Origin of the sequence: uncultured Roseobacter sp. (assembly GCF_947488185.1) — a bacterium.
Taxonomy (GTDB): Bacteria; Pseudomonadota; Alphaproteobacteria; order Rhodobacterales; family Rhodobacteraceae; genus Roseobacter.
On record NZ_CANKYM010000003.1, the window covers coordinates 613411 to 637520 of the forward strand.

22 protein-coding genes are annotated in these 24110 nt (G+C 61.0%); 19 read left to right on the forward strand and 3 right to left on the reverse strand.

Annotated features, from left to right (window positions below):
* Nucleotides 1-392: 392 nt before the first annotated feature.
* Nucleotides 393-1322, forward strand: a complete 930-nt coding sequence (locus Q1A52_RS14185) for an autoinducer binding domain-containing protein (RefSeq protein ID WP_300016521.1) — start codon at nt 393-395, stop codon at nt 1320-1322.
* 563 nt (nt 1323-1885) lie between these two features.
* Here the strand turns inward: Q1A52_RS14185 and Q1A52_RS14190 are convergent.
* Nucleotides 1886-2122, reverse strand: coding sequence for a DUF1127 domain-containing protein (locus Q1A52_RS14190; protein ID WP_300016524.1), 237 nt, complete (start codon nt 2120-2122; stop codon nt 1886-1888).
* 223 nt (nt 2123-2345) lie between these two features.
* On the opposite strand from Q1A52_RS14190, the gene Q1A52_RS14195 reads away from it, so the two are divergent.
* Entirely contained in the window at nt 2346-3419 is a 1074-nt protein-coding gene (locus tag Q1A52_RS14195) for an Mrp/NBP35 family ATP-binding protein (protein ID WP_300016527.1), read from the forward strand.
* A 9-nt stretch (nt 3420-3428) separates the two neighbouring features.
* Here Q1A52_RS14195 and Q1A52_RS14200 read toward each other — a convergent pair whose 3' ends face one another.
* A complete protein-coding gene (locus tag Q1A52_RS14200; protein WP_300016530.1) occupies nt 3429-4256 on the reverse strand; it encodes a hypothetical protein in 828 nt (275 codons plus the stop codon).
* Nucleotides 4257-4884: 628 nt separating this feature from the next.
* Between Q1A52_RS14200 and mraZ the strand changes: the two genes are divergently transcribed.
* The 9 genes from mraZ to murD all read left to right on the forward strand — a co-directional run bounded on the left by mraZ (nt 4885) and on the right by murD (nt 15740).
* A complete protein-coding gene (gene mraZ / locus Q1A52_RS14205; protein WP_299782718.1) occupies nt 4885-5388 on the forward strand; it encodes a division/cell wall cluster transcriptional repressor MraZ in 504 nt (167 codons plus the stop codon).
* A 3-nt stretch (nt 5389-5391) separates the two neighbouring features.
* Complete coding sequence (rsmH, locus tag Q1A52_RS14210; RefSeq protein WP_300016533.1) at nt 5392-6384, forward strand: 16S rRNA (cytosine(1402)-N(4))-methyltransferase RsmH; 993 nt, start codon at nt 5392-5394, stop codon at nt 6382-6384.
* Complete coding sequence (locus tag Q1A52_RS14215) at nt 6384-6746, forward strand: cell division protein FtsL (protein WP_300016536.1); 363 nt, start codon at nt 6384-6386, stop codon at nt 6744-6746. The genes rsmH and Q1A52_RS14215 overlap by 1 nt, the downstream gene beginning before the upstream one ends.
* Nucleotides 6743-8524 (forward strand): penicillin-binding protein 2, encoded by a 1782-nt coding sequence (locus tag Q1A52_RS14220; RefSeq protein WP_300016539.1) that lies wholly within the window; start codon nt 6743-6745, stop codon nt 8522-8524. Before Q1A52_RS14215 ends, Q1A52_RS14220 begins: the two co-directional genes overlap by 4 nt.
* 19 nt (nt 8525-8543) lie before the next feature.
* Complete coding sequence (locus tag Q1A52_RS14225; protein ID WP_300016542.1) at nt 8544-10025, forward strand: UDP-N-acetylmuramoyl-L-alanyl-D-glutamate--2,6-diaminopimelate ligase; 1482 nt, start codon at nt 8544-8546, stop codon at nt 10023-10025.
* Nucleotides 10022-11458, forward strand: a complete 1437-nt coding sequence (gene murF / locus Q1A52_RS14230) for a UDP-N-acetylmuramoyl-tripeptide--D-alanyl-D-alanine ligase (RefSeq protein WP_300016545.1) — start codon at nt 10022-10024, stop codon at nt 11456-11458. Before Q1A52_RS14225 ends, murF begins: the two co-directional genes overlap by 4 nt.
* Nucleotides 11459-11461: 3 nt before the next feature.
* A complete protein-coding gene (mraY, locus tag Q1A52_RS14235) occupies nt 11462-12583 on the forward strand; it encodes a phospho-N-acetylmuramoyl-pentapeptide-transferase (RefSeq protein ID WP_299782729.1) in 1122 nt (373 codons plus the stop codon).
* Between the two features lie 311 nt (nt 12584-12894).
* Nucleotides 12895-14109, forward strand: a complete 1215-nt coding sequence (locus Q1A52_RS14240; protein WP_300016548.1) for a tetratricopeptide repeat protein — start codon at nt 12895-12897, stop codon at nt 14107-14109.
* Nucleotides 14110-14348: 239 nt separating this feature from the next.
* A complete protein-coding gene (gene murD / locus Q1A52_RS14245; RefSeq protein ID WP_300016551.1) occupies nt 14349-15740 on the forward strand; it encodes a UDP-N-acetylmuramoyl-L-alanine--D-glutamate ligase in 1392 nt (463 codons plus the stop codon).
* A gap of 62 nt (nt 15741-15802) precedes the next feature.
* Here the strand turns inward: murD and Q1A52_RS14250 are convergent, their stop codons facing one another.
* Complete coding sequence (locus Q1A52_RS14250; RefSeq protein ID WP_300016554.1) at nt 15803-16978, reverse strand: NAD(P)/FAD-dependent oxidoreductase; 1176 nt, start codon at nt 16976-16978, stop codon at nt 15803-15805.
* 136 nt (nt 16979-17114) lie between these two features.
* Here Q1A52_RS14250 and ftsW point away from each other — a divergent pair, with 136 nt between their 5' ends.
* From ftsW to Q1A52_RS14290, 8 genes are all read left to right on the forward strand, one after another.
* Entirely contained in the window at nt 17115-18284 is a 1170-nt protein-coding gene (gene ftsW / locus Q1A52_RS14255; RefSeq protein WP_300016557.1) for a putative lipid II flippase FtsW, read from the forward strand.
* Complete coding sequence (locus Q1A52_RS14260; protein WP_300016560.1) at nt 18281-19384, forward strand: UDP-N-acetylglucosamine--N-acetylmuramyl-(pentapeptide) pyrophosphoryl-undecaprenol N-acetylglucosamine transferase; 1104 nt, start codon at nt 18281-18283, stop codon at nt 19382-19384. The genes ftsW and Q1A52_RS14260 overlap by 4 nt, the downstream gene beginning before the upstream one ends.
* Nucleotides 19381-20787, forward strand: a complete 1407-nt coding sequence (gene murC, locus Q1A52_RS14265; protein WP_195820603.1) for a UDP-N-acetylmuramate--L-alanine ligase — start codon at nt 19381-19383, stop codon at nt 20785-20787. The genes Q1A52_RS14260 and murC overlap by 4 nt, the downstream gene beginning before the upstream one ends.
* Complete coding sequence (locus tag Q1A52_RS14270) at nt 20787-21035, forward strand: DUF2484 family protein (protein ID WP_300016564.1); 249 nt, start codon at nt 20787-20789, stop codon at nt 21033-21035. Before murC ends, Q1A52_RS14270 begins: the two co-directional genes overlap by 1 nt.
* On the forward strand, nt 21032-21280 hold the full coding sequence (locus Q1A52_RS14275) for a DUF2484 family protein (RefSeq protein ID WP_195820602.1): 249 nt from the start codon (nt 21032-21034) through the stop codon (nt 21278-21280). Before Q1A52_RS14270 ends, Q1A52_RS14275 begins: the two co-directional genes overlap by 4 nt.
* A 9-nt stretch (nt 21281-21289) precedes the next feature.
* Complete coding sequence (gene murB, locus Q1A52_RS14280; RefSeq protein ID WP_300016567.1) at nt 21290-22207, forward strand: UDP-N-acetylmuramate dehydrogenase; 918 nt, start codon at nt 21290-21292, stop codon at nt 22205-22207.
* A 159-nt stretch (nt 22208-22366) separates the two neighbouring features.
* Nucleotides 22367-23245, forward strand: coding sequence for a D-alanine--D-alanine ligase (locus Q1A52_RS14285; protein WP_300016570.1), 879 nt, complete (start codon nt 22367-22369; stop codon nt 23243-23245).
* On the forward strand, nt 23233-24108 hold the full coding sequence (locus Q1A52_RS14290) for a cell division protein FtsQ/DivIB (RefSeq protein WP_300016573.1): 876 nt from the start codon (nt 23233-23235) through the stop codon (nt 24106-24108). The genes Q1A52_RS14285 and Q1A52_RS14290 overlap by 13 nt, the downstream gene beginning before the upstream one ends.
* Nucleotides 24109-24110: the final 2 nt, after the last annotated feature.

The window sequence follows — 24110 nt, forward strand, 5'->3', positions numbered from 1 at the left end:
AAGAGGGTCTAATCTATGTTGCTGCTGGCTCCGAAGATCGCTCAGGTCAGCTTGCTACCCTTAATATGAGTGACTTCACTGCGAGTTTTTTGGTCCCTAGACATAAATGGCGAGTAGCTTCTCGCATTACTTTCGACCATATGAGAGAGGATAGAAACCAACTTCGGCCAACCAAGCCGCGACAATTCGCGCTTTTTATTTCTGGATCGAAACCGGAGCTCTTGGTGACACTCAACAATACTCCTTAGAATCAGCGGTAATCTGCCGATGCGTTGCGGATGGCTTCTTGAATCCTGCTAACATACAGAAAAAAAGTCAAAAATTATCGGCAAGATTTAGCCTATATTAACCAGAGCTATCGATACCAAGGTGAAGGCAGCTGGAAAGAGACCATGTCGCACTGGGTAAGAGCAGTTCTGGAAGAAGCCATCGGTAATGATGCACAGCGACCAGCCCAAGTTATGGAGGGGCTGAAAAGGATTTCGCACATCATCGAAGAGTCTGATGCCATCCAGTTTCGCACGGATGACATGGAGGAACTGGCCAACTCGATCAGTGTGTGCGACAACCTTACTGAGCTTTCGCAGCTTCTTTGGCAGGCTGCGACCAACTCGGGATTCCAGCATTTTTCTCTGTTTGTTGTCGAGCAGGGACGATCCGCAAACTTTTCATCGCGCATGTGTACGTCATACGGGCAAAATTGGCTTCGGCGACACGAGGAGAAGTCATATCAATTCGTCGATCCAGTCTTTCTGGAAGCAAAGTCCGGAAATGACAGTTTTCTGTTTAGCGATCTGAGTACGTCATCTCCACTTGTAAGAGAGTTTTGGGATGACAGGGAAGAGCACAATGTCGGGACCAAGGGAATGTGCTATGCGAGCACACGGCCAAATGGCGCACGTATCGCAGTAACGTTTTCATCTTCGGACAGCGAAGAAAAGTTTAGCGAGAATATCCGGTTTAACCGTTCGGACCTGGAAGCCGTGGCTCAGCTCGCAATAGAAGGTTTCCAACACTGCGCCTCTTTGACGAACTTAGACGACAATACTCTGTCAGCGCAGGAACTCCGGTTTCTGCACACTTTGGCTACAAGTTCGCACCCGGCCAGCGCGCTGACAATGAGTTCGCCATATGGAGGGAATAACTCCCTGCAGGTATCAATCCGGCGAAAACTGAATGTGGAAACGATCTTTCAAGCGCTGGCAACGGCAAGCGCGAACGGTTGGTTCGACAATTTACCATTTTACTCAGACGACGTTGTGACGCCATTTCCCAAGCTGGTAGGTTGGGAAGCTGCAGAAATGGCAGAAACCGACACATGAAACGGTCCTGGCGCCAAAGTACTTCGCAGTAATTGAAGAGGCCGTCATTGTCTCTACGTTCTTGAGGCCTGGCGTCAAGGGCAGGACCGCGCTGGATGGTCCCAGTGGCGCAAGGTTGCCAGAACAGGGGGCCAAGTCACCCATGTCACGAAATTTTAGCTATTATCGGCCAGCGGTCCTTGCCCCTGCCAAAGGGCTGCAATCCTTGCCCGTAAAGGAAAAAGGCGGCACCCGGGAGGAGGGAGCCGCCTTCTTTGTCCGCTGCAGCGACTAGGGAGGAGGAAAGCCCCTGCAGCGTATGACAACAAGCCATCTCGGCTTGGGTGTTAGGGACAGCGGCATCCGGGAGGAGGATGAATGCCGCTGCCTGGTCACAGACGCCCCAGGGAGGAGGAAAGGCGCGCCTGATCTGGTAACCTGTCCCGGCTGCCCGATGGGCCGGAGGGAGAGGCGCGCATTTTCATGCGCTTTTGTAAGGGCGACGACATCCGGGAGGAGGATGAATGCCGTCGCATGTTACAGACACTCTAGGGAGGAGACGAATGTCTGATCTATAAACAGGTTCACTTACCTGCGTATTTTTCCGCTGCTTCCAACGCCAGGCCGCGGATCATCGACCGGGACAGGCCCAGATCGTTCAGGTCGCGGTCGTTCAGCTGCGCCAGTTCGTTATACGTCTCACGGTACACGCGATATGTCGCATAGCGTTGCGCGGCAGCCTGAAGCAGGTTCGCGGTTGCAGCCAGCGCCCGTTCAATCAGGCTGGTGGATGCGGAATTCGTTTGTGTGTAGTAGGCCATTTGTTGTGCCTCATCTTTCGTTCGTCGTTCTGTTGTGACCCATATTTAAGCTTATGCTGCGACTGCACAATAGACAGCTAAACAATGCTGCTATGCAGCAAATGCATGGGCGACCTAGCGTAAATTTATGCGTGTTGCTATAGGGTTAAGCAGTTATTGACCCTAAATACTGTTAGCGGAAACAGGCGCTTACCAAAACGGCGCATATGAGGAGAAATTGAGCATGTCTGTAACGAAGGCCGAAATTGAGGCAGCGCTGGCGCGTGTGGCGTTACCGGATGGCAAGAGCCTTATTGAACATGATTTGATTCGTGCCCTGACCATTCACGGCGGTACTGTGAAGTTCGTGATCGAGGCGTCCAGCCCGGAGGTCGCGCGCCAGATGGGGCCACTCCGCGATGCTGCCGAGCAGATTGTGCGGGAGCTGCCGGGGGTTGAGACAGCCTCGGTCGCGCTGACCGCCCATGGTCCGGCGGAGAAAAAGCCCGCGCCGCCCAGCCTCAAGATCGGCGGGCACCCGAAACCGCAGGCAGGGCCGACCAAGCCAAGTGGGGTGAAACGCATTCTCGCCATCGGCTCTGGCAAGGGCGGGGTGGGCAAATCCACGGTATCGTCGAACCTCGCGGTGGCACTGGCGCGGGCGGGCCGCAAGGTGGGGCTGCTCGACGCTGATATATACGGTCCCTCCCAACCGCGCATGATGGGGGTGAACAAACGCCCCGCGTCGCCCGACGGCAAGACGATCATCCCGCTGCACGCCCATGGGGTCACGCTGATGTCCATCGGCTTCATGCTGGAGGAGGGCAAGGCGGTGGTCTGGCGCGGGCCGATGCTCATGGGCGCGCTGCAGCAGATGCTGGGGCAGGTGGAATGGGGGGAGTTGGACATCCTGCTCGTCGATTTGCCGCCGGGCACGGGGGATGTGCAGCTGACGCTTTGTACCAAGAGTGAGTTGACCGGGGCGATCGTCGTCTCCACCCCGCAGGACGTGGCCCTTATAGATGCCCGCAAGGCGCTCGATATGTTCGACACGCTGAAGACGCCGGTGCTGGGGCTGATCGAGAACATGTCGATGTTCGTCTGCCCCGATTGCGGGTCTGAGCATCAGATCTTCGGGCAGGGTGGTGTGGCCGCCGAAGCAAAGAAACTGGGTGTGCCTCTCTTGGGCGCACTGCCGATCGATCTGGACACACGCCTTGCGGGCGACGGTGGCACACCCGTGGCTGCTGGTGACGGGGCGATGGCTGAGGCCTACGCGCGTATCGCCGAGGGTCTGATCAAGGGAGGCATGGCCTGATTTGGCGGGCTACGCCAGTTCCCGTTTTTCGATCAGATATCCGTATAGCGTGCTGAGTAGGCTGAGTGTGACCAGTATCTGGAAAAAAGACAGCAGGACCTGAACCGCGATTCCGGTCAGCGGCATGGCCCACACAAACTGAACCAGGGCTATGTTCAACAGGATATTCAGCACGGCGATGATGAGGATTACCCGGATCAATACAAATGAGACGGATGCTGTTGCTTTCCAACTGTCGATCATGCTCAGTCGTGCGTTGATCGCTATTGCGGGCAGGATCAAGCCAATCCGTATCAAGACCCAGGATATGAGAAGTGTCAGGACCAGACCAATCGCGATCCCGGCTCCAAGTCGCCCCTGCGCAAAGGGGTCGAGGAGGGCTGTCGTCGCCGAGCCAATGACAAAGCCCGCAGCCAAGTACATTGGCAAGACGATCAGGCCAATGAAGATCGTAGCGAAAAAGTAGCGGCCGTAGGCGGATGGTTTTGGCCGCATGATAAGGGCTCTGTCATCGCCCTGCAGGAGAGCATAGCGATGCCACATCACAGCGATCAGAATACTGGCAAAAATCGTTGCCACGAACTGTAGCAGTAGTGCGAGCGAGAAAAACGAACTTGACTGCATGGCGGCATCCGAAAAGACCAGACGACCAAAAAGAAAAAATGCTGCAACGAAGGTGAGTGTTCCCGGGGCTGTGACTACCAGGGTCTGCCAGGGGCTCGAAAAAATCAGCCCGAAGGTGTGGCGCAATATAGCGATGTCAGTTTTCATACTAGAATCCTCGTGACCGGTTTCACACGTTATCCCGCGCTTTCTGCCGGGCGTTTGGATTGCCATGGGACATCATGGGACATGATGCGTCTGCGCGGTCAGTAGGGTCTGGCACGGCGTTGGAGGAGATCGCGAATCAAAAAAAAAGTCTTGATATTAGGGAATTTGATGGAACAAAAAGGAAACAAAAGGAGAGTGTGAGGCAGGGTTGCAAAATTGTTGGGATATTAGGGGAAATTTTTGTGAAGCAGAGGGTCTACTATATATAGTGTTTGGCTGAGCCATATTGTCAACTTGTGGAAGACTTTACCTGCCAACTCCTCTTGCATCTGTTGTTTGTTAACGCCAAAAGAGGAAAATTAGAGATTTGCTAACTAAAAATCCCTTGCTATCCCATACTTTCCCGCTGTATCCCTATTGCATCAGATGAGAACGAGACCGGGGCAGCAAACGACCCCACGCAAATAAAAACTCTAGCAGGTTTCATACAGGCACCTCGCTTTCATCCGACCAAGAGATCCGGCGCGCGAGCGAGCAGACATCCCCCCAGGTGGCGCGCGCAGCTGGACTTCCCCGCAGATGCGGGACGAGGGCGGCGGGTTGATCAGTGGCAGCAGATCAACCCGCCGTTTCCATTTCACGGCAGGGGGATAGGCGTCAATCTTAAAGTGGCGTCAAAGATTGGGATAAGGCAGTGAGCCGCAGGTTCAGAGGCGAAAGCCATCACAAGGTCGACACCAAGGGGCGGGTCTCTATCCCAGCCTCTTTTCGCCGTGTGATCGAGGCCGCCGATCCCAATTGGTCCTCCGGTGACGCCCCGGAACTGGTCATCGTCTACGGCGATCACCGCCGCAACTACCTGGAATGCTACACGATCGAGGCCATCAACGAGGTGGACGACAAGATCGACGCACTGCCGCGCGGCGCGATGGAGCGCAAGATGCTCCAGCGTCTCTTTCACGGACAGTCTTTCCCAACCTCTGTCGACGAAACCGGGCGTCTGGTGCTGCCTGCGAAGCTGCGCAACAAGATTGAGCTGGACGGCGAGGCGTTTTTCATCGCCGCCGGTGATACCTTCCAGATCTGGAAGCCCGAGACCTATGAGGCGGAGGAAGCGGCCAAGACCGAGGCCTGGCTCGATGAATTGCCGGATGATTTCGATCCGCTGGTCTTCCTGGATTCCAAGCAAGGGGAGTGAGCCATGGCTGCTGCGGCCTCCTCTGACACATCCGCCCCCCATATTCCCGTCCTGTTGCCCGCCATTCTGAGGGCGGTGGCGCCGGTGACCGGTGTCTGGCTGGACGGCACCTTTGGCGCGGGCGGGTATACGCGCGGGTTCCTTGAGGCGGGCGCTGAACGGGTGATTGCGGTGGACCGCGATCCGCTGGCGTTCGAGATGGCTGCGGATTGGGCGGCTGACTACGGGGGTCGGCTGACGCAGCAGCACGGTGTTTTCTCGAAAATGGACGAATATGCCAGCGATCTCGATGGGATCGTGCTCGATCTGGGCGTGTCCTCAATGCAGCTGGATCAGGCGGAGCGGGGATTTTCCTTCATGCGCGACGGGCCTTTGGACATGCGCATGAGCCAGGATGGCCCGTCCGCCGCCGACATTGTGAACGAGACGGATGAAGCGACCCTGGCCAACATCCTGTTCCAATACAGCGAGGAACGCGCCAGCCGCCGGATTGCAAAAGCCATTCTGCGCGCGCGTGAACAGGACCCAATCACGACGACCTTGCGCCTTGCGGGCATCATCGAGGGCTGTCTGCCGCGCGCCAAGCCCGGTCAGTCGCACCCCGCCACGCGCAGTTTTCAGGCGCTGCGGATCGCAGTGAACAATGAATATGGTGAGCTGTTTCAGGGGCTCATGGCGGCGGAGCGCGCGCTCAAGCCCGGCGGGCAATTGGCCGTTGTCACCTTCCATTCGGTCGAGGACCGCATGGTCAAACGCTTCCTGACCGCGCGGGCAGGGACGGGCGGCAATGCCAACAGATATGCCCCGGAACAGGAAAAGGCCCCACCGGCCTTCACGCTCAAATCGCGCAAGGCAATCGCGGCGGATGCAGAAGAGATTGCGCGTAACCCGCGGGCCCGGTCGGCCAAGCTGCGGGTGGCGGTCCGCACGGATGCCCCGGCGGGCGAGGTCGACGCAAAATCCATCGGCATGCCGATGGTCAAGGAGGTGAGTTAATGCGAACGGTTCTGTATATTCTGACCACCTTGGCCGTGATCGGGTTGGCGTTCTGGGCCTATCGGGAAAACTATGCCACACAGGCGGCGCTGGCGGATACCCGCGCGCTGCGGCTGGACATTCGCGAAGCACACGAACGGCTGGCGGTGCTGCGCGCCGAATGGGCCTATCTGAACCGGCCCGACCGTCTCCGCGATCTGGCGGAGATCAACTTTGACCGGCTTGGCCTGTTGGAATTGCGCCCAGAGCAGTTCGGCCTTGTGGGGCAGGTGGCCTATCCGCCCGATCCACTGCTGCCGATCACCAATCCAGTGGATGTCTCCAGCCTCGCCGGTGATGTGACCGAGGAGAGCCGCCCATGATCCGGACACCCCTGCGCCCGCTGGCGCGCATTCTTGATGCCCGCGCCAAGGGGGAGAACCCCGACGCTATTGAGCGGGAAAACATCCGCATCCGGCACGAGCAGATGCGCGATCAGTCCCGCCAGCGCGCCGAAGGGCGCTTGCTGGTGCTGGGGCTCTTCTTCGTGGTGGCTTTCGGCGTGATCGGTGCCCGCATGGGGCTTTTGGCGACAGCCGAGCCGACGGAGCCGCGTGTTGAGGCGCCGGGCGCCCGGATCCACGCCAGCCGCGCGGATATCGTCGACCGGCACGGGCGCTTGCTGGCCACGAATTTCGAGACGCATTCCCTTTATGCGCAACCACCGCAGATGGTCGATCCTGCGCATTCGGCACGTGAATTGGCGCGTGTCTTCCCTGACTTGGATGAAAAAGACATGCTGGAAGACTTTACCGGCAAGCGCAAATTCATCTGGATCAAGCGCAAGATCAGCCCGGAACAGATGCAGGCGGTGCATGAGATCGGCGATCCGGGCCTGCTCTTTGGCGCACGCGACATGCGGCTTTATCCCAATGGTCGCTTGGCCGCGCATGTGCTGGGCGGGGCCAGCTATGGGCGCGAAGGGGTGCATGCCGCCGAGGTGATTGGCGTCGCCGGGGTCGAGAAGTATTTTGACGATCATCTGCGCGATCCTGCCAATGGCAACCAGCCGCTGGAACTATCGCTCGACCTGACTGTGCAGGCCGCGGCCGAGCGTGTGCTCTATGGTGGCATGAAGCTGATGAACGCCAAGGGCGCGACCTCCATCCTGATGGATGTCCACACCGGCGAAGTCGTCAGTGTTGTGTCCCTACCCAGCTTCGATCCCAACAACCGTCCGCGTCCGGCGGTCACCGGCGATGCCTCGGATAGCCCGCTCTTTAACCGCTCGGTGCAGGGCGTCTATGAGTTGGGCTCGACCTTCAAGATTTTTGCGGTCGCACAGGCGCTCGATTTGGGGCTGGTCAGCCCCGATACGGTGATCGACACCAAGGGGCCGCTGCGTTGGGGCAAATTCCGCATCCGTGATTTCCGCCACTACGGCAACGCGATGACCGTCTCCAAGATTATCGAGAAAAGTTCCAACATCGGCACCGCCCGCCTTGCCCAGCAGATCGGCGTGGAGCGGCAGCGGGATTTCATGGGCACCATGGGCATGCTGGAGGCCACGGGTTTCGAGATTGTCGAGGCGGCGACGGGCAAACCGCTGCTGCCCAAGAATTGGTCCGAACTCAGTACAATGACCATTTCCTACGGGCACGGGCTGTCGATATCCCCGATGCACCTCGCGGCGGGATATGCGGCGATTGCCAATGGCGGCCTGAAGGTGCAACCGACGATCCTCAAGCAGGATGGGCCGCAGGCCGGGGAACGGGTGATTTCCGAACGTTCTGCCGGTGCTGCGCGCAAGATGCTGCGGCGGGTGGTGACCGAGGGCACCGCCAGCTTTGGCGATGTCGCGGGGTATGCCGTGGGTGGCAAGACCGGTACGGCGGATAAACCGCGCCCGCAGGGCGGGTATTACGAGGAGAAGGTGATCGCGACATTTGCCTCAATCTTCCCGGCACATGACCCGCGTTATGTGCTGATCGTGACGCTGGACGAGGCCGTGGACACCACCGGTGAAAAACCGCGCCGCACCGCCGGCTGGACCGCCGTGCCCGTGGCGGCGGAGATGATCAAACGCATCGCCCCGCTGCTGGGTCTCAGGCCAACCGTTGAACCTGCTGTGCTTACCGATGTAAAGCTCACCCGGAACTGAGCCGGAAAAGGCGGAGCCGATGAGCACAGACGCAAAGACACTTTCCTCCCTCGGCCTGACGGCCAAAGCCGGGCGCAATCCGGAGGTCACCGGGCTGGCCGTGGACAGCCGCGACGTGCAGGAGGGGTTTCTCTTTGCCGCCATGCCGGGCGTCAAGATGCATGGGGCCGAGTTCATCCAATACGCCCTGCGCATGGGGGCTGCGGCTGTGCTGACAGATGCCGAAGGGGCCAAGATCGCGGCGGAGGAGCTGGACGCCAGCGAGGTTGCCCTGGTCGTGACGTCCGAGCCGCGCGAGGCTCTGGCGCGCGCCGCCTCGCTCTGGTTTGGGCGGCAGCCACCGGTGATGGTGGCGGTCACGGGGACCAATGGCAAAACCTCCGTTAGCACCTTCGTGCGGCAAATCTGGACGCTGCTGGGTCACGCCGCGATCAATCTTGGCACCACCGGTGTGGAAGGCGCGTGGACCGCGCCGCTGATGCACACCACGCCCGAGCCGATCACCCTGCACCGCGCGCTCGCCGAGGCCGCCGAGCACGAGGTTACCCATGCGGCGATGGAGGCCTCCAGCCACGGGCTGGATCAACGGCGTCTGGACGGCGTGACGCTCAAGGCTGCCGGGTTTACCAATTTCTCGCAGGACCACCTCGACTACCACGAAAGCTTCGAGGCCTATTTCGATGCCAAGGCGGGGCTGTTCGCGCGGGTGCTGCCCGAAGAGGCCAAGGCGGTAATCAACATCGAGGAAGAGCGCGGCGTCGATATGGCGGCGATTGCCAATGCACGCGGCTGCCCTGTGGTCTCCGTCGGGCGGGACATCGGCGATTTCCATCTTGGCAACATTCAGGTCGATGCCACCGGCCAGACGGTCCAGTTCTTCCATCTGAGCAAATCCTACGTGCGCCGCCTCAACCTGATTGGGGATTTTCAGGCCGAAAATGTTTTGCTGGCCGCCGCGCTGGTGATCGCCTGCGGTGAAAAGCCCAACGTGGTGTTCGACACCTTCGAGGATCTCAGGACTGTGCGGGGTCGGATGCAACTGGCGGCGACACGCGACAATGGCGCCACGGTCTTTGTGGATTACGCCCACACGCCGGGGGCCGTTGCCACCGCGCTCAAGGCGCTGCGCCCGCATGTCGTCGGGCGGCTGATCGCAATCGTTGGCGCAGGCGGGGACCGCGATGCCACCAAACGTCCCTTGATGGGGCAGGCAGCGGCAGAGAACGCCGATCTGGTGATCGTGACCGATGACAACCCCCGCTCCGAGGACCCCGCGACGATCCGTGCCTCGGTGCTACTGGGCGCGCCCGACGCACAGGAGGTAGGTGACCGGGCCGAGGCTATTCTGCGCGGTGTGGACGCGCTGGGGCCCGGGGATGCGCTACTGATCGCGGGCAAAGGCCACGAGACCGGCCAGACCGTGGGCGACGATGTCCTGCCCTTCGACGATGTGGAGCAGGCCAGCGTCGCGGTGGCGGCCTTGGACGGGAGGTTCGCATGACCCTCTGGACCGCGCAGGACGCGGCGGCGGCGACAGGCGGGCAGGCCACCACCGATTGGACCGCGACGGGCGTATCCATCGACACCCGTAGTATCGAACCGGGTGACCTTTTCGTGGCCCTGAAAGATCAGCGTGACGGTCATGAATTTTTGGCCCAAGCGCTGGAAAAAGGCGCTGCGGCAGCCCTAGTCACACACCGGCCCGATGGCGTGGCGGAAGATGCGCCCCTCTTGATTGTCCCTGACGTGTTGGCGGGGCTGCAGGCTCTGGGACGGGCGGGGCGCGCGCGCATGGGAGGTAAGGTCGCGGCGGTCACTGGCTCTGTCGGCAAGACGTCGACGAAGGAGATGCTGCTGGAGATGCTGCGCGTGCAGGGCCGCACCCACGCCTCCGTGGCCAGCTACAACAACCACTGGGGCGTGCCGCTGACGCTGGCGCGCATGCCCGCCGACACTGAATATGCGGTGATCGAGATCGGCATGAACCACCCCGGCGAAATTGCGCCACTGTCCCGGATGGCACAACCGCATGTGGCGCTGGTCACCACCGTGGCCGCCGCGCATCTGGAGGCATTCGACGACATCACCGGCATCGCCGTGGAAAAAGCCTCGATCTTCGAGGGCGTTGTGCCGAACGGCATCGCGGTGCTGAATGCAGACGTCGAAACTGCGGCGATCCTCATGGCCAAGGCCCAGGATTGCAAACTGCGCGATATCAGCTTTGGCGAACACGGCTATGATTTCAAACTGATCCGGGCCGATCTGCGGGAGGACACCACGGTCGTTCAGGCGCAGATCGGGGCGGAGCCCTTGCTTTACAAAATCGCCTCGCCGGGACGTCACTTTGCCATGAACGCGCTCGGCGCGCTGGCGGTGGTGGCTGCCCTGCATGCCGATATCGCGCTGGCCGTCGCCGCCCTAGGCCGGTGGAAACCCTACAAGGGGCGGGGGCAACGCGAACGCATACACCTTGATGCTGTCGAAGTGGGCATGACGCTGGACCTGATCGACGACAGCTACAACGCAAACCCGACGTCCATGCAGGCGGCGCTGGAGGTGCTTGCCGCAGCCCCGGTTACCAATGACATCGGGCGCGTCTCACGCGGGCGGCGCATCGCTTTTCTGGGCGATATGAAGGAATTGGGGCCGGATGAGATTGCCCTGCATGCCGGTCTCGCGCACTTGCAGGCGATGCAATCGCTGGACGTGGTGCATTGCATCGGACCCCTCATGCGATCGCTGTACGATATTCTGCCCGAGGCGCAGCGCGGGGCGTGGTTCGAGACCGCCGAGGAGGCGCTGCCAGGTCTGAAACGCAGGCTCGACAGTGGCGATGTGGTGCTCGCCAAGGGGTCGCTGAGCATGAAGCTGGGTCTCATCGTTGACGCCATCCGCAAAATGGGACATGCCCCGCTGGATGTGGAAGAAGGATAATCGATGCTTTACTGGCTCACGCTGCTGTCGGATGGGGGGGATTTTTATAACCTCTTTCGCTACATTACCTTCCGCGCTGGCGGCGCCTTTCTGACCGCGCTGGTTTTTGGATTCCTCTTTGGCAAACCGCTTATCGCCGTGTTGCGCAAGCGTCAGGGCAAGGGCCAGCCCATCCGCGACGACGGTCCCGAGACGCATTTCGCCAAGGCGGGCACGCCGACCATGGGCGGTCTGCTGATCGTGGGGGCGCTGGTGACTTCCACGGCGCTCTGGGCGCGGCTCGACAACCCATTTGTCTGGATCGTGCTCTGCGTGACGCTCAGCTTTGCCGCCATCGGCTTTGCCGATGATTACGCCAAGGTGTCAAAGGGCAACCACAAGGGGGTGCCGGGCAAGGTGCGGCTGCTGCTAGGGTTCGTCATCGCGGGGATTGCGACCTATTGGGCCATGTCGATCCACGCCTCGAATGACGTAGAATTGGCGGCGCGGGTGGCGGAGTATGATCCGCTTGCCGGGCGTCTCGCGCTGCCCGTTTTCAAGGATGTTCTGATCAATCTGGGGATGTTCTTCATCCCCTTCGGCATGATCGTGATCGTGGGTGCGGCCAACTCTGTGAACCTCACCGACGGACTGGATGGGCTTGCAATCATGCCGGTCATGATCGCGGCCAGTACACTGGGTGTCATTGCCTATGCGGTAGGCCGGGTCGATTTCACCGAATACCTCGATGTGCACTACGTGCCCGGCACGGGCGAGATCCTGATCTTCTGCGCAGGCCTTTTTGGCGGTGGCCTTGGGTTTTTGTGGTACAACGCGCCCCCCGCCGCTGTTTTCATGGGCGACACCGGCAGCCTTGCTCTGGGCGGTGCCCTGGGCGCCATCGCCGTCAGCACCAAACACGAGATCGTACTGGCCATCGTCGGCGGTCTCTTTGTGGTGGAGGCGCTGTCGGTGATCATTCAGGTTCTCTATTTTAAGCGTACCGGGAAACGCGTTTTCCTGATGGCTCCCATCCATCACCATTATGAGAAAAAAGGCTGGGCCGAGAGCACCATTGTTATCCGTTTCTGGATCATTTCCCTGATCCTCGCGATGATCGGGCTGGCCACACTGAAAGTGCGATAAGGCCAACCTGCCGAAACTATGTACCGCCCGACGATCGCCCTTAACGCTTGGCAGAACATTGGACATGCCACACACTTGCAACAGGGCAATGATGGAGTGGTATATGCCGCAAACGGGTATGGATTATTGGGTGATCGCAGGCGTGATCGTGGCTGCTGCTAGCGTTTACATTGGGTGGCGACAGTTCATCAAATCCAAAGCGAAGCAAAAAAGATCAATATCGTTGATAGTTCGGCGCGGGTCCGGCAGTCAGGTAGCGTGGGAACAACTCACAACGAATCCCGAAACAGCACAGACATTGATCAAGCCGGATGATCGGACGCACAGACAACAACGTAGCGGATTCCACAGGTGTTCAGCAGGCAGGTCGTGACATACACGGTATCGATCCGGCACTCTTTATTGAGGAAATGCGTCGCAAGGACGCCCGCATCGACGCGTTGATTGCCGAGAAAGACGCCCTTGTCAGTCAGGTGAACCAACTTGAACGGGCGGAGCTGGAGCGAGAACTGACTGAGTTGCGCGCAAAAAAGTCGGACTTGAATGAAAGGCTTGCCAACCCCGAGCAGGCTCTGCAAGAGCATACTAACCGTGTAACTCAGATTGAACAACTGCTCGACGATACAGCGACGCAGCATGCCTTAGGCGAAAACCGCATTCGCAGCGCTTTGGCAGCGTTTCGGGAGCTCGAATACGGTGAAATTGATGCACTTCTGGCGGAAACGGAAGAGCGCGCCCTGATAACGGCGGCCAAAGCGGCCTACGGACGCGGTATGGTGGCTGAGGACGCTATCAGGTGGCAAGACGCTTACACCCACTATAAACGCGCTGCCGAGATGCAGAGTGATCTCAACTACCTTCGGGCTTACGCCCGTATTTCATGGCGTTTGGCCAAGTTTATGGAGGCATTGCAAGCGCAAGAACTTGTTGTAGCTCATGTTAAGGTAAGAGAAGGTGATAAGTGCGTGGCTTATGCGACCGAAATCAACAATTTTGCGGGTATTGTACGAGCACATGGTCGTCCGAACGACGCAGAGCGTCTCTACCGTGAGGCGCTTGAGATTGATCGTGTGACCATCGGTGAGGGGCATCCGGAACATGCAACCCGCCTAAACAACCTCGCAGGCGTTTTGCGCGAACAGGGGCGGCTTGAGGAGGCCGAGAGGCTGTATCGTGAGGCGATTGAGATTGACCGTGTAGCTATCGGTGAGGAGCACCCCAGCTATGCAATTCGCCTCAGCAACCTCGCGCGTTTAGTCAATGAAATGGGGCGGTCCGGGGAGGCGGAAGAACTCTACCTTCGGGCGTTAGAGATTGATCGGATTACAATAGGAGATGCGCATATCAACTATGCGATCCATCTCAACAACCTCGCCTTTGTGGTGCTGGGGCTGGATCGCTTCGAGGAAGCGGAGCAGTACTACATTCGAGCTCTGAAAATTTTTAAATCGGCTCTTCCGCCAGATCATTCGCATATTCAACAAATTGAAGGCAACCTTACTGCTTGCCGTGCGGTCAGACCCTAGTTAGACGCGCTGCGCACTATCGATCATTTCGGGCGCCGACACATGCAAAGGCGTACTGCTTAGCAAGGAGCCTACTCGATATAATCGTTAACGCTTGTGCCTTGAAACTCTTGTGAACCTTGCGTCCGACCGCCGAGGTACCCTAAAAGCAGTCTGCACATTGCCACCAATGCACTAACCGCCTTGCCCCCGGGCGCTCCGGGCGGCAGTGTCTCCGAAACGTGAAAGGAGAGCCGCGCGTGATTCCGGTTGTAGGTGTGCAAGGTCAGAAAGTTGCCGTGCTGGGGCTGGGACGCTCGGGGTTGAGTGCCGCGCGCGCCTTGGCGGCGGGCGGGGCGACGCCGCTTTGCTGGGATGACAACCCGGCTGCCAGGGAGCGCGCCGAGGCGGAGGGGTTCACCTGCCAGCCGTTTCGCACGGCGGCTGATTTTGACGATATCGCGCGTCTGATCGTCAGCCCCGGCATTCCGCATCTCTACCCCACCCCGAACCCGGTTGTTGCAGCCGCGCTGTCGGCGGGGGTGCCGGTCGACAATGACATTGGTCTCTTCTTTCAGTCCTTTGCGACACATGCGTGGAACGGGTTTGACGTTGCACCGCGCGTTGTGGCTGTCACCGGGTCGAACGGGAAATCCACGACCTCCGCATTGATCCACCATATTCTGTCAGAGGTTGAGCGTCCCTGTCAGCTGGCCGGGAACATCGGGCGTGGGGTGCTTGATCTGGAGCCGCCCATTGACGGCGAAGTTGTCGTGCTGGAACTCTCCAGCTACCAGACCGAGCTGGCGCGCAGCCTGACGCCGGATATCGCAGTGTTTACCAATCTCTCACCGGATCATCTGGACCGGCACGCGGGGATGGGGGGGTATTTTGCCGCCAAGCGGCGGCTCTTTTCCGAAGGCGGGCCGGACCGGGCGGTGATTGGCGTGGATGAGCCCGAGGGGCAGTATCTGGCCGGACAGCTCTCCGAGGGGCGCAGGGATGACCGGGTCATTCGCGTCTCTGTCGCTGGAAAGTTGACGGGGCCGGGGTGGCAGGTCTTTGCGCGCAAGGGGTTCCTGTCGGAGTACCGCAAAGGCAAGCAGGCGGGGTCCATCGATCTGCGCGGGGTGCCGGGGTTGCCGGGGGCCCATAACCACCAGAATGCCTGTGCGGCCTATGCTGTCTGTCGGGCTCTGGGATTGGCGCCGAAGGTGATCGAAGGCGCGTTCCACAGTTTCAGCGGGTTGCCGCATCGCAGTCAGTTGGTCGGCGAAAAGGACGGCGTGCGGTTTGTGAACGACAGCAAGGCCACGAATGTGGATGCGGCGGCCAAGGCGCTGTCTGCCTTCGAGCGGGTGCGCTGGATCTGCGGCGGGTTGGAGAAAGAGGGCGGATTGGCAGAGCTTGGCGCCGCATCCTCGGTGCGCAAGGCCTATGTGATCGGTCGGGAGGCCGCGTCCTTTGCCATGCAGCTGCCGATGGAGGCCGAGGTTTGCACCACGATGGAAAAGGCGGTGGCGCGGGCCGTGGCCGAGGCGGAGGAGGGGGATGTCATCTTGCTGGCCCCTGCGGCGGCCAGTTTCGATCAATATGACAACTTCGAGCAGCGCGGTGACGATTTCGTGGCGGCGGTTCGGGCTTATCTCTGATTTTTTGCTCTTTTCGGGCTTTGGGCTGCCTCCGGCGGGCATATTTTCAGAACAATGAAGGCTCAGGTATTGAGCGCCCGTGCTGCGGCCATGGCTGAAGACCACGCCCATTGAAAGTTGTATCCACCCAACCAACCGGTGACATCGACCGCTTCGCCAATGAAGTAAAGCCCGGGTACTGACTTTACCTCCATCGTCTGGGCGGAGAGAGCATCGGTATCGATACCGCCTAGCGTAACTTCCGCCGTGCGGTAGCCTTCGGTGCCGGTGGGTTTCAGCCGCCAGTCGGACAGGTTGTTGCAGATGCTGCTAAGGTGCTGGTCGGACTGGTCCGCGAGATTGCCCGTCAGGTCGATTTCGCGCGCCAGATGCTCCACCAGACGTGCGGGCAGGTGGGCCGCCAGTTCCGTGGTCAGGTTGCGCCGTCCCGACTGTTTGCGCTGACTGCGCAGTTTGTCCATGAGGTCGGTATCTGGGGAAAGATTGACGGAAACCTCCTCGCCCTCCCGCCAATAGGAGGACGCCTGCAGGACGGCTGGGCCGGAGAGGCCTCTGTGGGTGAACAGCAGGGCTTCGTCAAAGCTTTGGGCGCCCGCCGTGATCCGGGCCTTGGCGGAGACGCCCGCAAGATCGGCAAACCGTTCCTTGTCAAAGGTGAAGGGGACCAGTGCGGGGCGGGTTTCGGTGACCGGCAGGCCGAACTGGGCGGCAAGGTCGTATGCGAGACCGGTCGCCCCCATCTTAGGGATCGACTTTCCGCCTGTGCAGATCACGAGGGTATTCGCGGTGACCGGTGTCGCAGCCGCGTCTCTGCTCAAGGTGAAGGTGAACCCGTCGGGCGATTTTGCAAAACCATGTGCCGTGGTTTGCAACCGCAGATCGACGCCGTTTTGCTGCATCAATCCCCGGAGCATCGCGATGATTTCCTTGGCGGAGGTGTCACAAAAGAGCTGGCCCAGCGTCTTTTCGTGCCAGGCGATGCTGTGGCGATCGACGAGATCGATGAAGTCCCATTGCGTGTAGCGGGCCAGAGCCGATTTGGCAAAATGCGGGTTTCTGGACAGAAATGCCCCGGCATCGGTGTAGAGATTGGTGAAATTGCAGCGCCCGCCGCCGGAGATGCGAATTTTCTCCCCCGGTGCGCGTGCGTGATCCACCAGCAGAATGCGCCCTTTTGCGTGGGCGGCGCACATCATGCCAGCGGCCCCTGCGCCTATGATTGCCGTATCAACCTGCATCGCCGCCAACTGGCGCGAAAACCGACCAATGGCAAGCCTTGAGGCTGGCGTTGGGGAGGATTTCGCGCTACTGTGACGGCAGCAGACCCCGAAAAGGGGCGCATCGAGGCAGTATAGTAAGTCAAGGCAGGCACCCATGACGGAAATGGTCTATGGCGCAGTTCCGGTTCGCGATGGCGAGCCGATCCTTCCCAAATGGTGGCGGACGATCGACAAATGGGCGATGTCCTGCATTCTGATGCTCTTTGCCGTAGGGCTTTTGCTGGGGCTCGCGGCCTCGCCGCCACTTGCGGCCAAAAACGGGTTCGAACCGTTTCACTATGTGCAGCGCCAGGCGGTTTTCGGCATGTTTGCCCTGGTGGCTATGATCCTCACCTCCATGATGTCGCCGGTTCTGGTGCGGCGTCTGGCGGTTCTGGGGTTCGTCGCCGCCTTTGTCGCCCTTGCCTTGCTGCCCTTTTTCGGCACCGATTTCGGCAAGGGGGCCGTGCGCTGGTACGGGCTTGGGTTCGCCTCCGTGCAGCCGTCGGAGTTTCTGAAACCCGCCTTCGTGATCGTGGCGGCCTGGATGATGGCCGCCTCGACGGAGCTGAATGGCCCGCCCGGCAAGACATGGTCGCTCGCCCTCTGTGTCGCCATTGCGTCGATGCTGGTGCTGCAACCTGATTTCGGTCAGGCTTGTCTGGTGCTCTTCAGCTGGGGCGTGATGTATTTCGTGGCGGGTGCGCCGATGGTGTTGCTGGTGGGTATGGCGGCGCTGGTCGTCTTTGGGGGCACGCTGGCCTATTCCGGGTCCGAGCATTTCGCGCGGCGGATCGATGGATTCCTGTCGCCGGAAATCGATCCACGCACGCAGCTTGGCTATGCCACCAACGCCATTCAGGAGGGTGGATTCTTTGGCGTCGGCGTGGGCGAGGGGCAGGTGAAATGGTCGCTGCCTGATGCGCATACCGATTTCATCATCGCGGTGGCCGCCGAAGAATACGGGCTGATCCTCGTACTGGTGATCATCGCGCTCTATGCCACTGTGGTCGTGCGGTCGCTGCTGCGGCTGGTGCGCGAGCGCGATCCTTTCATCCGTCTTGCGGGTACCGGGCTTGCCTGCACGCTGGGCGTCCAGGCCATGATCAACATGGGTGTCGCGGTGCGCCTGCTGCCTGCCAAGGGCATGACATTGCCCTTTGTCAGCTATGGCGGGTCTTCGGTCATTGCCAGCGGCATCGCCGTGGGCATGCTGCTTGCTTTCACGCGGACACGGCCACAGGGTGAAATCAGCGATCTGCTGTCGCGCGGGCGCGCGCCGTGAGCGCGCAACCGCTCGTGCTGATCGCCGCAGGCGGTACCGGCGGGCATATGTTTCCCGCGCAGGCGCTGGCCGAGGCGATGTTGCATCGCGGCTGGCGGGTGAAGCTCAGCACCGATGCGCGCGGTGCGCGGTATACGCAGGGCTTCCCGCATTCCACCGAGATCGAAGAAATCAGCAGCGCCACCTTTGCGCGCGGCGGGCTGCTGGCCAAGGCGGTGGTGGCCCCGCGCCTTGTGCTTGGGACGCTTGCGTCGATCTGGGGCTTCATGCGGGACAAACCGGCCGTGGTTGTGGGGTTTGGCGGGTATCCGACGATCCCGGCGCTCTCGGCGGCTCATCTGCTGAAACTGCCCCGGATGATCCACGAACAGAACGGAATTCTGGGCCGGGTGAACAAGGTCTTTGCCCCCCGCGTCGATGCCATCGCATGTGGGACGTGGCCCACCGACCTGCCCGGGGATGTGGAGGGTCACCACACCGGCAATCCGGTACGGCGTGCCATTCTTGATCGCGCGGAGGCCGGGTACATTGCCCCGGGCGACTATCCCATGGAGCTGCTGGTGATTGGCGGCTCGCAAGGGGCGCGTATTCTCAGCGACGTCATCCCGCCCGCCATCGCCGCGCTGCCAATGCAGATGTTGCGCAACATCCGGGTCAGCCATCAGGCGCGGGAGGAAGATCTGGAGCGGGTTGCGAGTTTCTACGCCGAACACGGGATCAACGCCGACGCGCAGGTTTTTTTCAACGATGTGCCGCGCCGCATGACCGAAGCACAGCTGGTGATCAGCCGGGCAGGGGCGTCATCCGTGGCCGATCTGTCGGTCATTGGCCGACCGTCGATCCTCATCCCCTATGCGGCGGCAACAGGCGATCACCAGACCGCCAATGCCCGCGGATTGGTGCAGGCGGGCGGGGCGATCATGATCCCGGAAAGCCGTTTGAACGTGGATGCCGTTGCGGAACATATTCTGACGGTGCTGGACAATCCGGACGCCGCCATGCACATGGCGCGCGCCGCTGCCGGATTCGGCAAGCCGGACGCCACGGAGGCACTGGTGGAGATGGTCGAGCAGCTGGCAGCAAAAGGGCAAAGCACATGAGCGCAGCAACCAAACTGCCCGGCGACGTCGGGCCCATCCACTTTGTCGGCATTGGCGGCATCGGCATGTCGGGCATCGCAGAGGTGCTGCTGAACCATGGCTATACCGTGCAAGGCTCGGACCTCAAGGCAACGCCGATCACCCGGCGGCTCGAAGAGCTGGGCGCGCATGTCTTTGAAGGGCAGCGCGCCGAGAATATCGCAAATGCCGAGGTTGTCGTGATTTCCAGCGCGATCAAGCCCGGGAACGCCGAACTTGATGCCGCGCGCTCGCAGGGTCTGCCGATCGTCAGACGGGCGGAGATGCTGGCGGAGCTGATGCGCCTGAAATCCAACATCGCGGTGGCGGGCACCCATGGCAAGACCACGACGACCACGATGGTGGCAACACTGCTCGACGCAGGCGAGTTTGACCCGACGGTGGTGAACGGAGGGATCATCCACGCTTATGGTTCCAACGCGCGGGCGGGTGAGGGCGAATGGATGGTGGTGGAGGCCGACGAGAGCGACGGCACCTTCAACCGGCTGCCCGCGACCATTGCCATCGTGACCAACATCGACCCCGAGCACATGGAGCATTGGGGCGATTTCGACACGCTGCGGCAGGGGTTTCTGGATTTCGTCTCCAACATCCCGTTCTATGGGGTCGCCGTCTGCTGCACCGATCATGCGGAGGTGCAGGCGCTGGTGGGCAAGATCACCGACCGCCGCGTCGTGACCTATGGGTTCAATGCGCAGGCCGACGTGCGTGCCACCAATCTCAGCTATAAAAACGGCATTGCGCATTTCGATGTGGCGCTGCAGGCCGAAGACATTCTGATCGAAGGCTGCACCCTGCCGATGCCGGGGGACCACAATGTCTCCAACGCGCTTTCCGCGATCGCGGTGGCGCGCCATCTGGGCATGAAGGGCGAGCAGATTCGCGACGCGTTAGCCAAGTTTGGCGGCGTTAACCGGCGCTTCACCCGCGTGGGCGAAGTTAGTGGCGTGACGATCATTGATGACTATGGCCACCACCCGGTCGAAATCGCCGCGGTGCTGAAAGCGGCGCGGCAGGCGACCGAAGGCCGCGTGATTGCCGTGCACCAACCGCACCGCTACACGCGGCTTTCTGGTCTTTTCGATGACTTTTGTGCCTGTTTCAACGACGCCGACGTAGTCGGCATTGCCGAAGTCTACGGTGCCGGGGAGGACCCTATCGAGGGCGCCAGCCGCGATGATCTGGTGGCAGGCCTTATTCGTCACGGTCACCGCCATGCCCGTGCCGTCGTTGGCGAAGACGATCTGGAACGGCTGGTGCGCGAACAGGCCCGTCCAGGCGATATGGTTGTCTGCCTCGGCGCCGGTACCATCAGCACCTGGGCCAATGGCCTGCCCGACCGTCTGCGCAAAGGGGCCGCCTGATGCTGCTTTGGGTCTGCATCGCGTGGGTCTTCGCCTCCGCCCTGGTGGCGATGCTGCCGATGCGCCATCAATACATCCCCGGTGTCACCCTTCTGATCGCCGCCCCCTGCCTGATCCTCTGGATCGGCTTTGACGTCAGCTGGTGGGCTGCGGCCCTCGCGCTTTTTGCTTTTGTATCCATGTTTCGTAATCCGCTGCGTTATTTTCTGGCCCGGGCCCGTGGCGAAAGACCGGAGATCCCGAAATGAGCCTTCCCCTCATTCTGGCCGCGCTCTGGGCCGTGGTGGCCAATGTACTGGCCATGACCCCCAGCAAGGACCACCATTGGCGCAACGCCTATATGCTGATCGCCATCGGCATTCCGATCGTTGGCTATGTCACCTGGCTGCACGGGCCTTGGCTCGGCTTGCTGGTCATGGCGGGCGGGGTGTCGGTGCTGCGCTGGCCGGTGATCTATCTGGGGCGCTGGATCAAACGCCGGACCCTGCGTTAGGCTCCCACCATGACAGATATGCCTGACGTCCGTGGCCGCCTGACGCCCAACCGGTCCTTGAGCGATCTGACATGGCTGCGGGTCGGAGGCCCTGCGGACTGGCTCTTTCAACCGGCGGACCTGCAGGACCTGAGCGATTTTCTGGCCAGTCTGTCACCCGAAATCACCGTCTTCCCCATGGGTGTCGGCTCCAACCTGATCGTGCGCGATGGCGGGTTGCGCGCCGTGGTGATCCGTCTGGGGCGTGGCTTCAACGGGATCGAGGTGACGGACGGTCTTGTGACCGCCGGGGCTGCCGCCCTGGATGCCCATGTGGCGAAAAAGGCTGCGGATGCCGGGCGCGATCTGACATTCCTGCGCACCATTCCGGGCAGCATTGGCGGGGCGGTCAGGATGAACGCGGGCTGCTATGGCAGCTATACGGCGGATGTGCTGGTGGAGGCGCAGGCCGTGACCCGCGACGGCAAGATCATCACCCTTCGGCCAGACGATTTGCGCTTTGCCTACCGCCAGAGCCAGGTGCCCAAGGGCTGCGTCCTGACACAGGCCACATTTGCCGCGCCCAAAGGCGATCCCGCAGAATTACACGCGCGCATGGCTGATCAGATCGCCAAGCGTGACGCAACCCAGCCAACAAAAGACCGCAGCGCCGGGTCGACTTTTCGAAATCCGGCGGGGTTTTCCTCCACCGGGCGGGCGGATGACGTGCATGATCTCAAGGCGTGGAAAGTCATTGACGATGCTGGCCTGCGCGGGGCGCAGCTTGGCGGCGCCCAGATGAGCGAGAAGCACTCCAACTTCCTGATCAACACCGGGGGCGCCACCGCGGCGGATCTGGAAGGATTGGGTGAAGCGGTGCGAAAAAAGGTTTACGCCCAAAGCGGTATCACGCTAGAATGGGAAATCATGCGCGTGGGCGAGAATTAAGGGTTCCTTAACCACGATCCCGCCAGACTGCATGCAAATAAATGACGGTGAACCGGCGCAAAAGTCGGACCAGAACAACGAGGAACGGGCCCCAGAGGTCTGGTAAAGAGGCACCAAGTGGGTCAGTCGAGCAGGACACCCCAACGTGTGGCGGTATTGATGGGCGGCCCTTCGGCTGAGCGCGAAGTGTCTCTGTCAAGTGGACAAGCCTGTGCTGCCGCGCTGCGGGGAGAAGGATTTGAGGTGATCGAGGTCGATGCGGGCCCCGATCTGTGCTCTGTTCTGGCGGAACTCGAACCGGATGCTGTTCTGAACTGCCTGCATGGGCGTTGGGGCGAGGATGGCTGCGTGCAGGGGCTGCTGGAGTGGATCGGCATGCCCTATTCCCATTCCGGTGTGCTGTCTTCCGCTTTGGCCTTGGACAAACAGCGCAGCAAGGCGGCCTTTGCTGCTGCAGGCCTGCCGACGGTCCCCAGCATTCTGGTCCCCTCAGCCGAGGTGCGCAGCCGCCATGTCATGCCGCCGCCCTATGTGGTGAAGCCCAACAACGAAGGCTCGTCCGTCGGCATCTATCTTGTGCATGAAGACAGCAACGGCCCGCCGCAACTGGCAGCGGACATGCCGGAACAGGTGATGGTCGAGGCCTTCGCGCCGGGCCGCGAGTTGACGACCACCGTTCTGGGGGACCGGGCGCTGACGGTCACGGATATTCTGACCGATGGCTGGTACGACTACGATGCCAAATACAAACCCGGCGGGTCGCGGCACGTGGTGCCTGCGGACGTGCCGCCTCAGATTTTTGACCTCTGCATGGACTATGCCCTGCGGGCGCACAGCGCGTTGGGATGCCGGGGCGTGAGCCGCACCGATTTCCGCTGGGATGAAAGCAAAGGCACGGCGGGGCTGATCCTGCTGGAAACCAACACGCAGCCCGGTATGACCGCGACGTCGCTGACGCCGGAACAGGCACAGGCCTGCGGCATGAGTTTCGGGCAGCTTTGCGCCTGGATGGTGGAGGACGCTTCATGCGATCGCTGATGTCGCGCAAGCCGGGGCCTTGCGATCCTGCACCTTCCCGCTGGGCCTGGCGGATGCAGCGGCTGATGCTGACGCCCGCGTTCCTGCTGATGTTGCGTGCAGGCGTGCCGATGGCGCTCACATTTGGGGCCGCCACATGGTGGCTGTCCGAGGACGCCAACCGCCAGATGATCCGCGACACAGTCGCCGAGGCCCGCGCCAGTTTCGAGACGCGGCCCGAGTTCATGGTTCAGCTGATGGCGATTGACGGCGGCGACGATGGACTCGCACAGGACATCCGTGAGATCGTGCCGCTGGATTTCCCGATCAGCTCTTTCGACCTCAACTTGACAGAGATCCGGAACAAGATCGCCGGGCTCGCGCCGGTCAAGACGGTGGGCGTGCGCATCCGTCCCGGCGGGGTGCTGCAGGTCGATGTCACACCGCGCACGCCGGTTGCCATCTGGCGCAGCCGGGACGGTCTGACCCTGGTCGACATCACCGGCGCGCATTTGGGCAAACTGGACAAGCGCATGGATCGGCCTGACCTGCTGGTCATCGCGGGCGAGGGCGCGGAAGGCGACGTGAAAGAGGCGCTCAATCTCTACCGGGCAGCCGCCCCTCTTGGAGTCCGGTTGCGCGGCATTGTGCGCATGGGTGCGCGTCGCTGGGACGTGGTGCTGGACCGGGATCAGCGGATTCTGCTGCCGGAGCAGGGGGCGGTTGAGGCGCTCGAACGGGTGATCGCGCTGGACGCGGCCGAGGATGTGCTCGGGCGTGATGTGGTGCGGGTTGATATGCGCCTTGGCACCCGCCCGACGGTGCAGATGAGCGAACAAGCAGCCACGTTGTGGTGGGAAATAAAAAAGGTTTCGGGGCAATAGGA

What these genes read in the sequence shown, in the direction of transcription:
- Q1A52_RS14200 (WP_300016530.1), bottom strand. Translation starts at nt 4,256, where the DNA reads ATGGCAATCCAAACGCCCGGCAGAAAGCGCGGGATAACGTGTGAAACC.
- Q1A52_RS14285 (WP_300016570.1), top strand. Translation starts at nt 22,367, where the DNA reads ATGGGCGGCCCTTCGGCTGAGCGCGAAGTGTCTCTGTCAAGTGGACAA.
- Q1A52_RS14270 (WP_300016564.1), top strand. Translation starts at nt 20,787, where the DNA reads ATGCTGCTTTGGGTCTGCATCGCGTGGGTCTTCGCCTCCGCCCTGGTG.
- rsmH (WP_300016533.1), top strand. Translation starts at nt 5,392, where the DNA reads ATGGCTGCTGCGGCCTCCTCTGACACATCCGCCCCCCATATTCCCGTC.
- murF (WP_300016545.1), top strand. Translation starts at nt 10,022, where the DNA reads ATGACCCTCTGGACCGCGCAGGACGCGGCGGCGGCGACAGGCGGGCAG.
- Q1A52_RS14240 (WP_300016548.1), top strand. Translation starts at nt 12,895, where the DNA reads ATGATCGGACGCACAGACAACAACGTAGCGGATTCCACAGGTGTTCAG.
- Q1A52_RS14225 (WP_300016542.1), top strand. Translation starts at nt 8,544, where the DNA reads ATGAGCACAGACGCAAAGACACTTTCCTCCCTCGGCCTGACGGCCAAA.
- mraY (WP_299782729.1), top strand. Translation starts at nt 11,462, where the DNA reads ATGCTTTACTGGCTCACGCTGCTGTCGGATGGGGGGGATTTTTATAAC.
- Q1A52_RS14290 (WP_300016573.1), top strand. Translation starts at nt 23,233, where the DNA reads ATGCGATCGCTGATGTCGCGCAAGCCGGGGCCTTGCGATCCTGCACCT.
- Q1A52_RS14220 (WP_300016539.1), top strand. Translation starts at nt 6,743, where the DNA reads ATGATCCGGACACCCCTGCGCCCGCTGGCGCGCATTCTTGATGCCCGC.
- Q1A52_RS14275 (WP_195820602.1), top strand. Translation starts at nt 21,032, where the DNA reads ATGAGCCTTCCCCTCATTCTGGCCGCGCTCTGGGCCGTGGTGGCCAAT.
- Q1A52_RS14215 (WP_300016536.1), top strand. Translation starts at nt 6,384, where the DNA reads ATGCGAACGGTTCTGTATATTCTGACCACCTTGGCCGTGATCGGGTTG.
- Q1A52_RS14250 (WP_300016554.1), bottom strand. Translation starts at nt 16,978, where the DNA reads ATGCAGGTTGATACGGCAATCATAGGCGCAGGGGCCGCTGGCATGATG.
- Q1A52_RS14195 (WP_300016527.1), top strand. Translation starts at nt 2,346, where the DNA reads ATGTCTGTAACGAAGGCCGAAATTGAGGCAGCGCTGGCGCGTGTGGCG.
- Q1A52_RS14185 (WP_300016521.1), top strand. Translation starts at nt 393, where the DNA reads ATGTCGCACTGGGTAAGAGCAGTTCTGGAAGAAGCCATCGGTAATGAT.
- ftsW (WP_300016557.1), top strand. Translation starts at nt 17,115, where the DNA reads ATGACGGAAATGGTCTATGGCGCAGTTCCGGTTCGCGATGGCGAGCCG.
- murC (WP_195820603.1), top strand. Translation starts at nt 19,381, where the DNA reads ATGAGCGCAGCAACCAAACTGCCCGGCGACGTCGGGCCCATCCACTTT.
- Q1A52_RS14190 (WP_300016524.1), bottom strand. Translation starts at nt 2,122, where the DNA reads ATGGCCTACTACACACAAACGAATTCCGCATCCACCAGCCTGATTGAA.
- murB (WP_300016567.1), top strand. Translation starts at nt 21,290, where the DNA reads ATGACAGATATGCCTGACGTCCGTGGCCGCCTGACGCCCAACCGGTCC.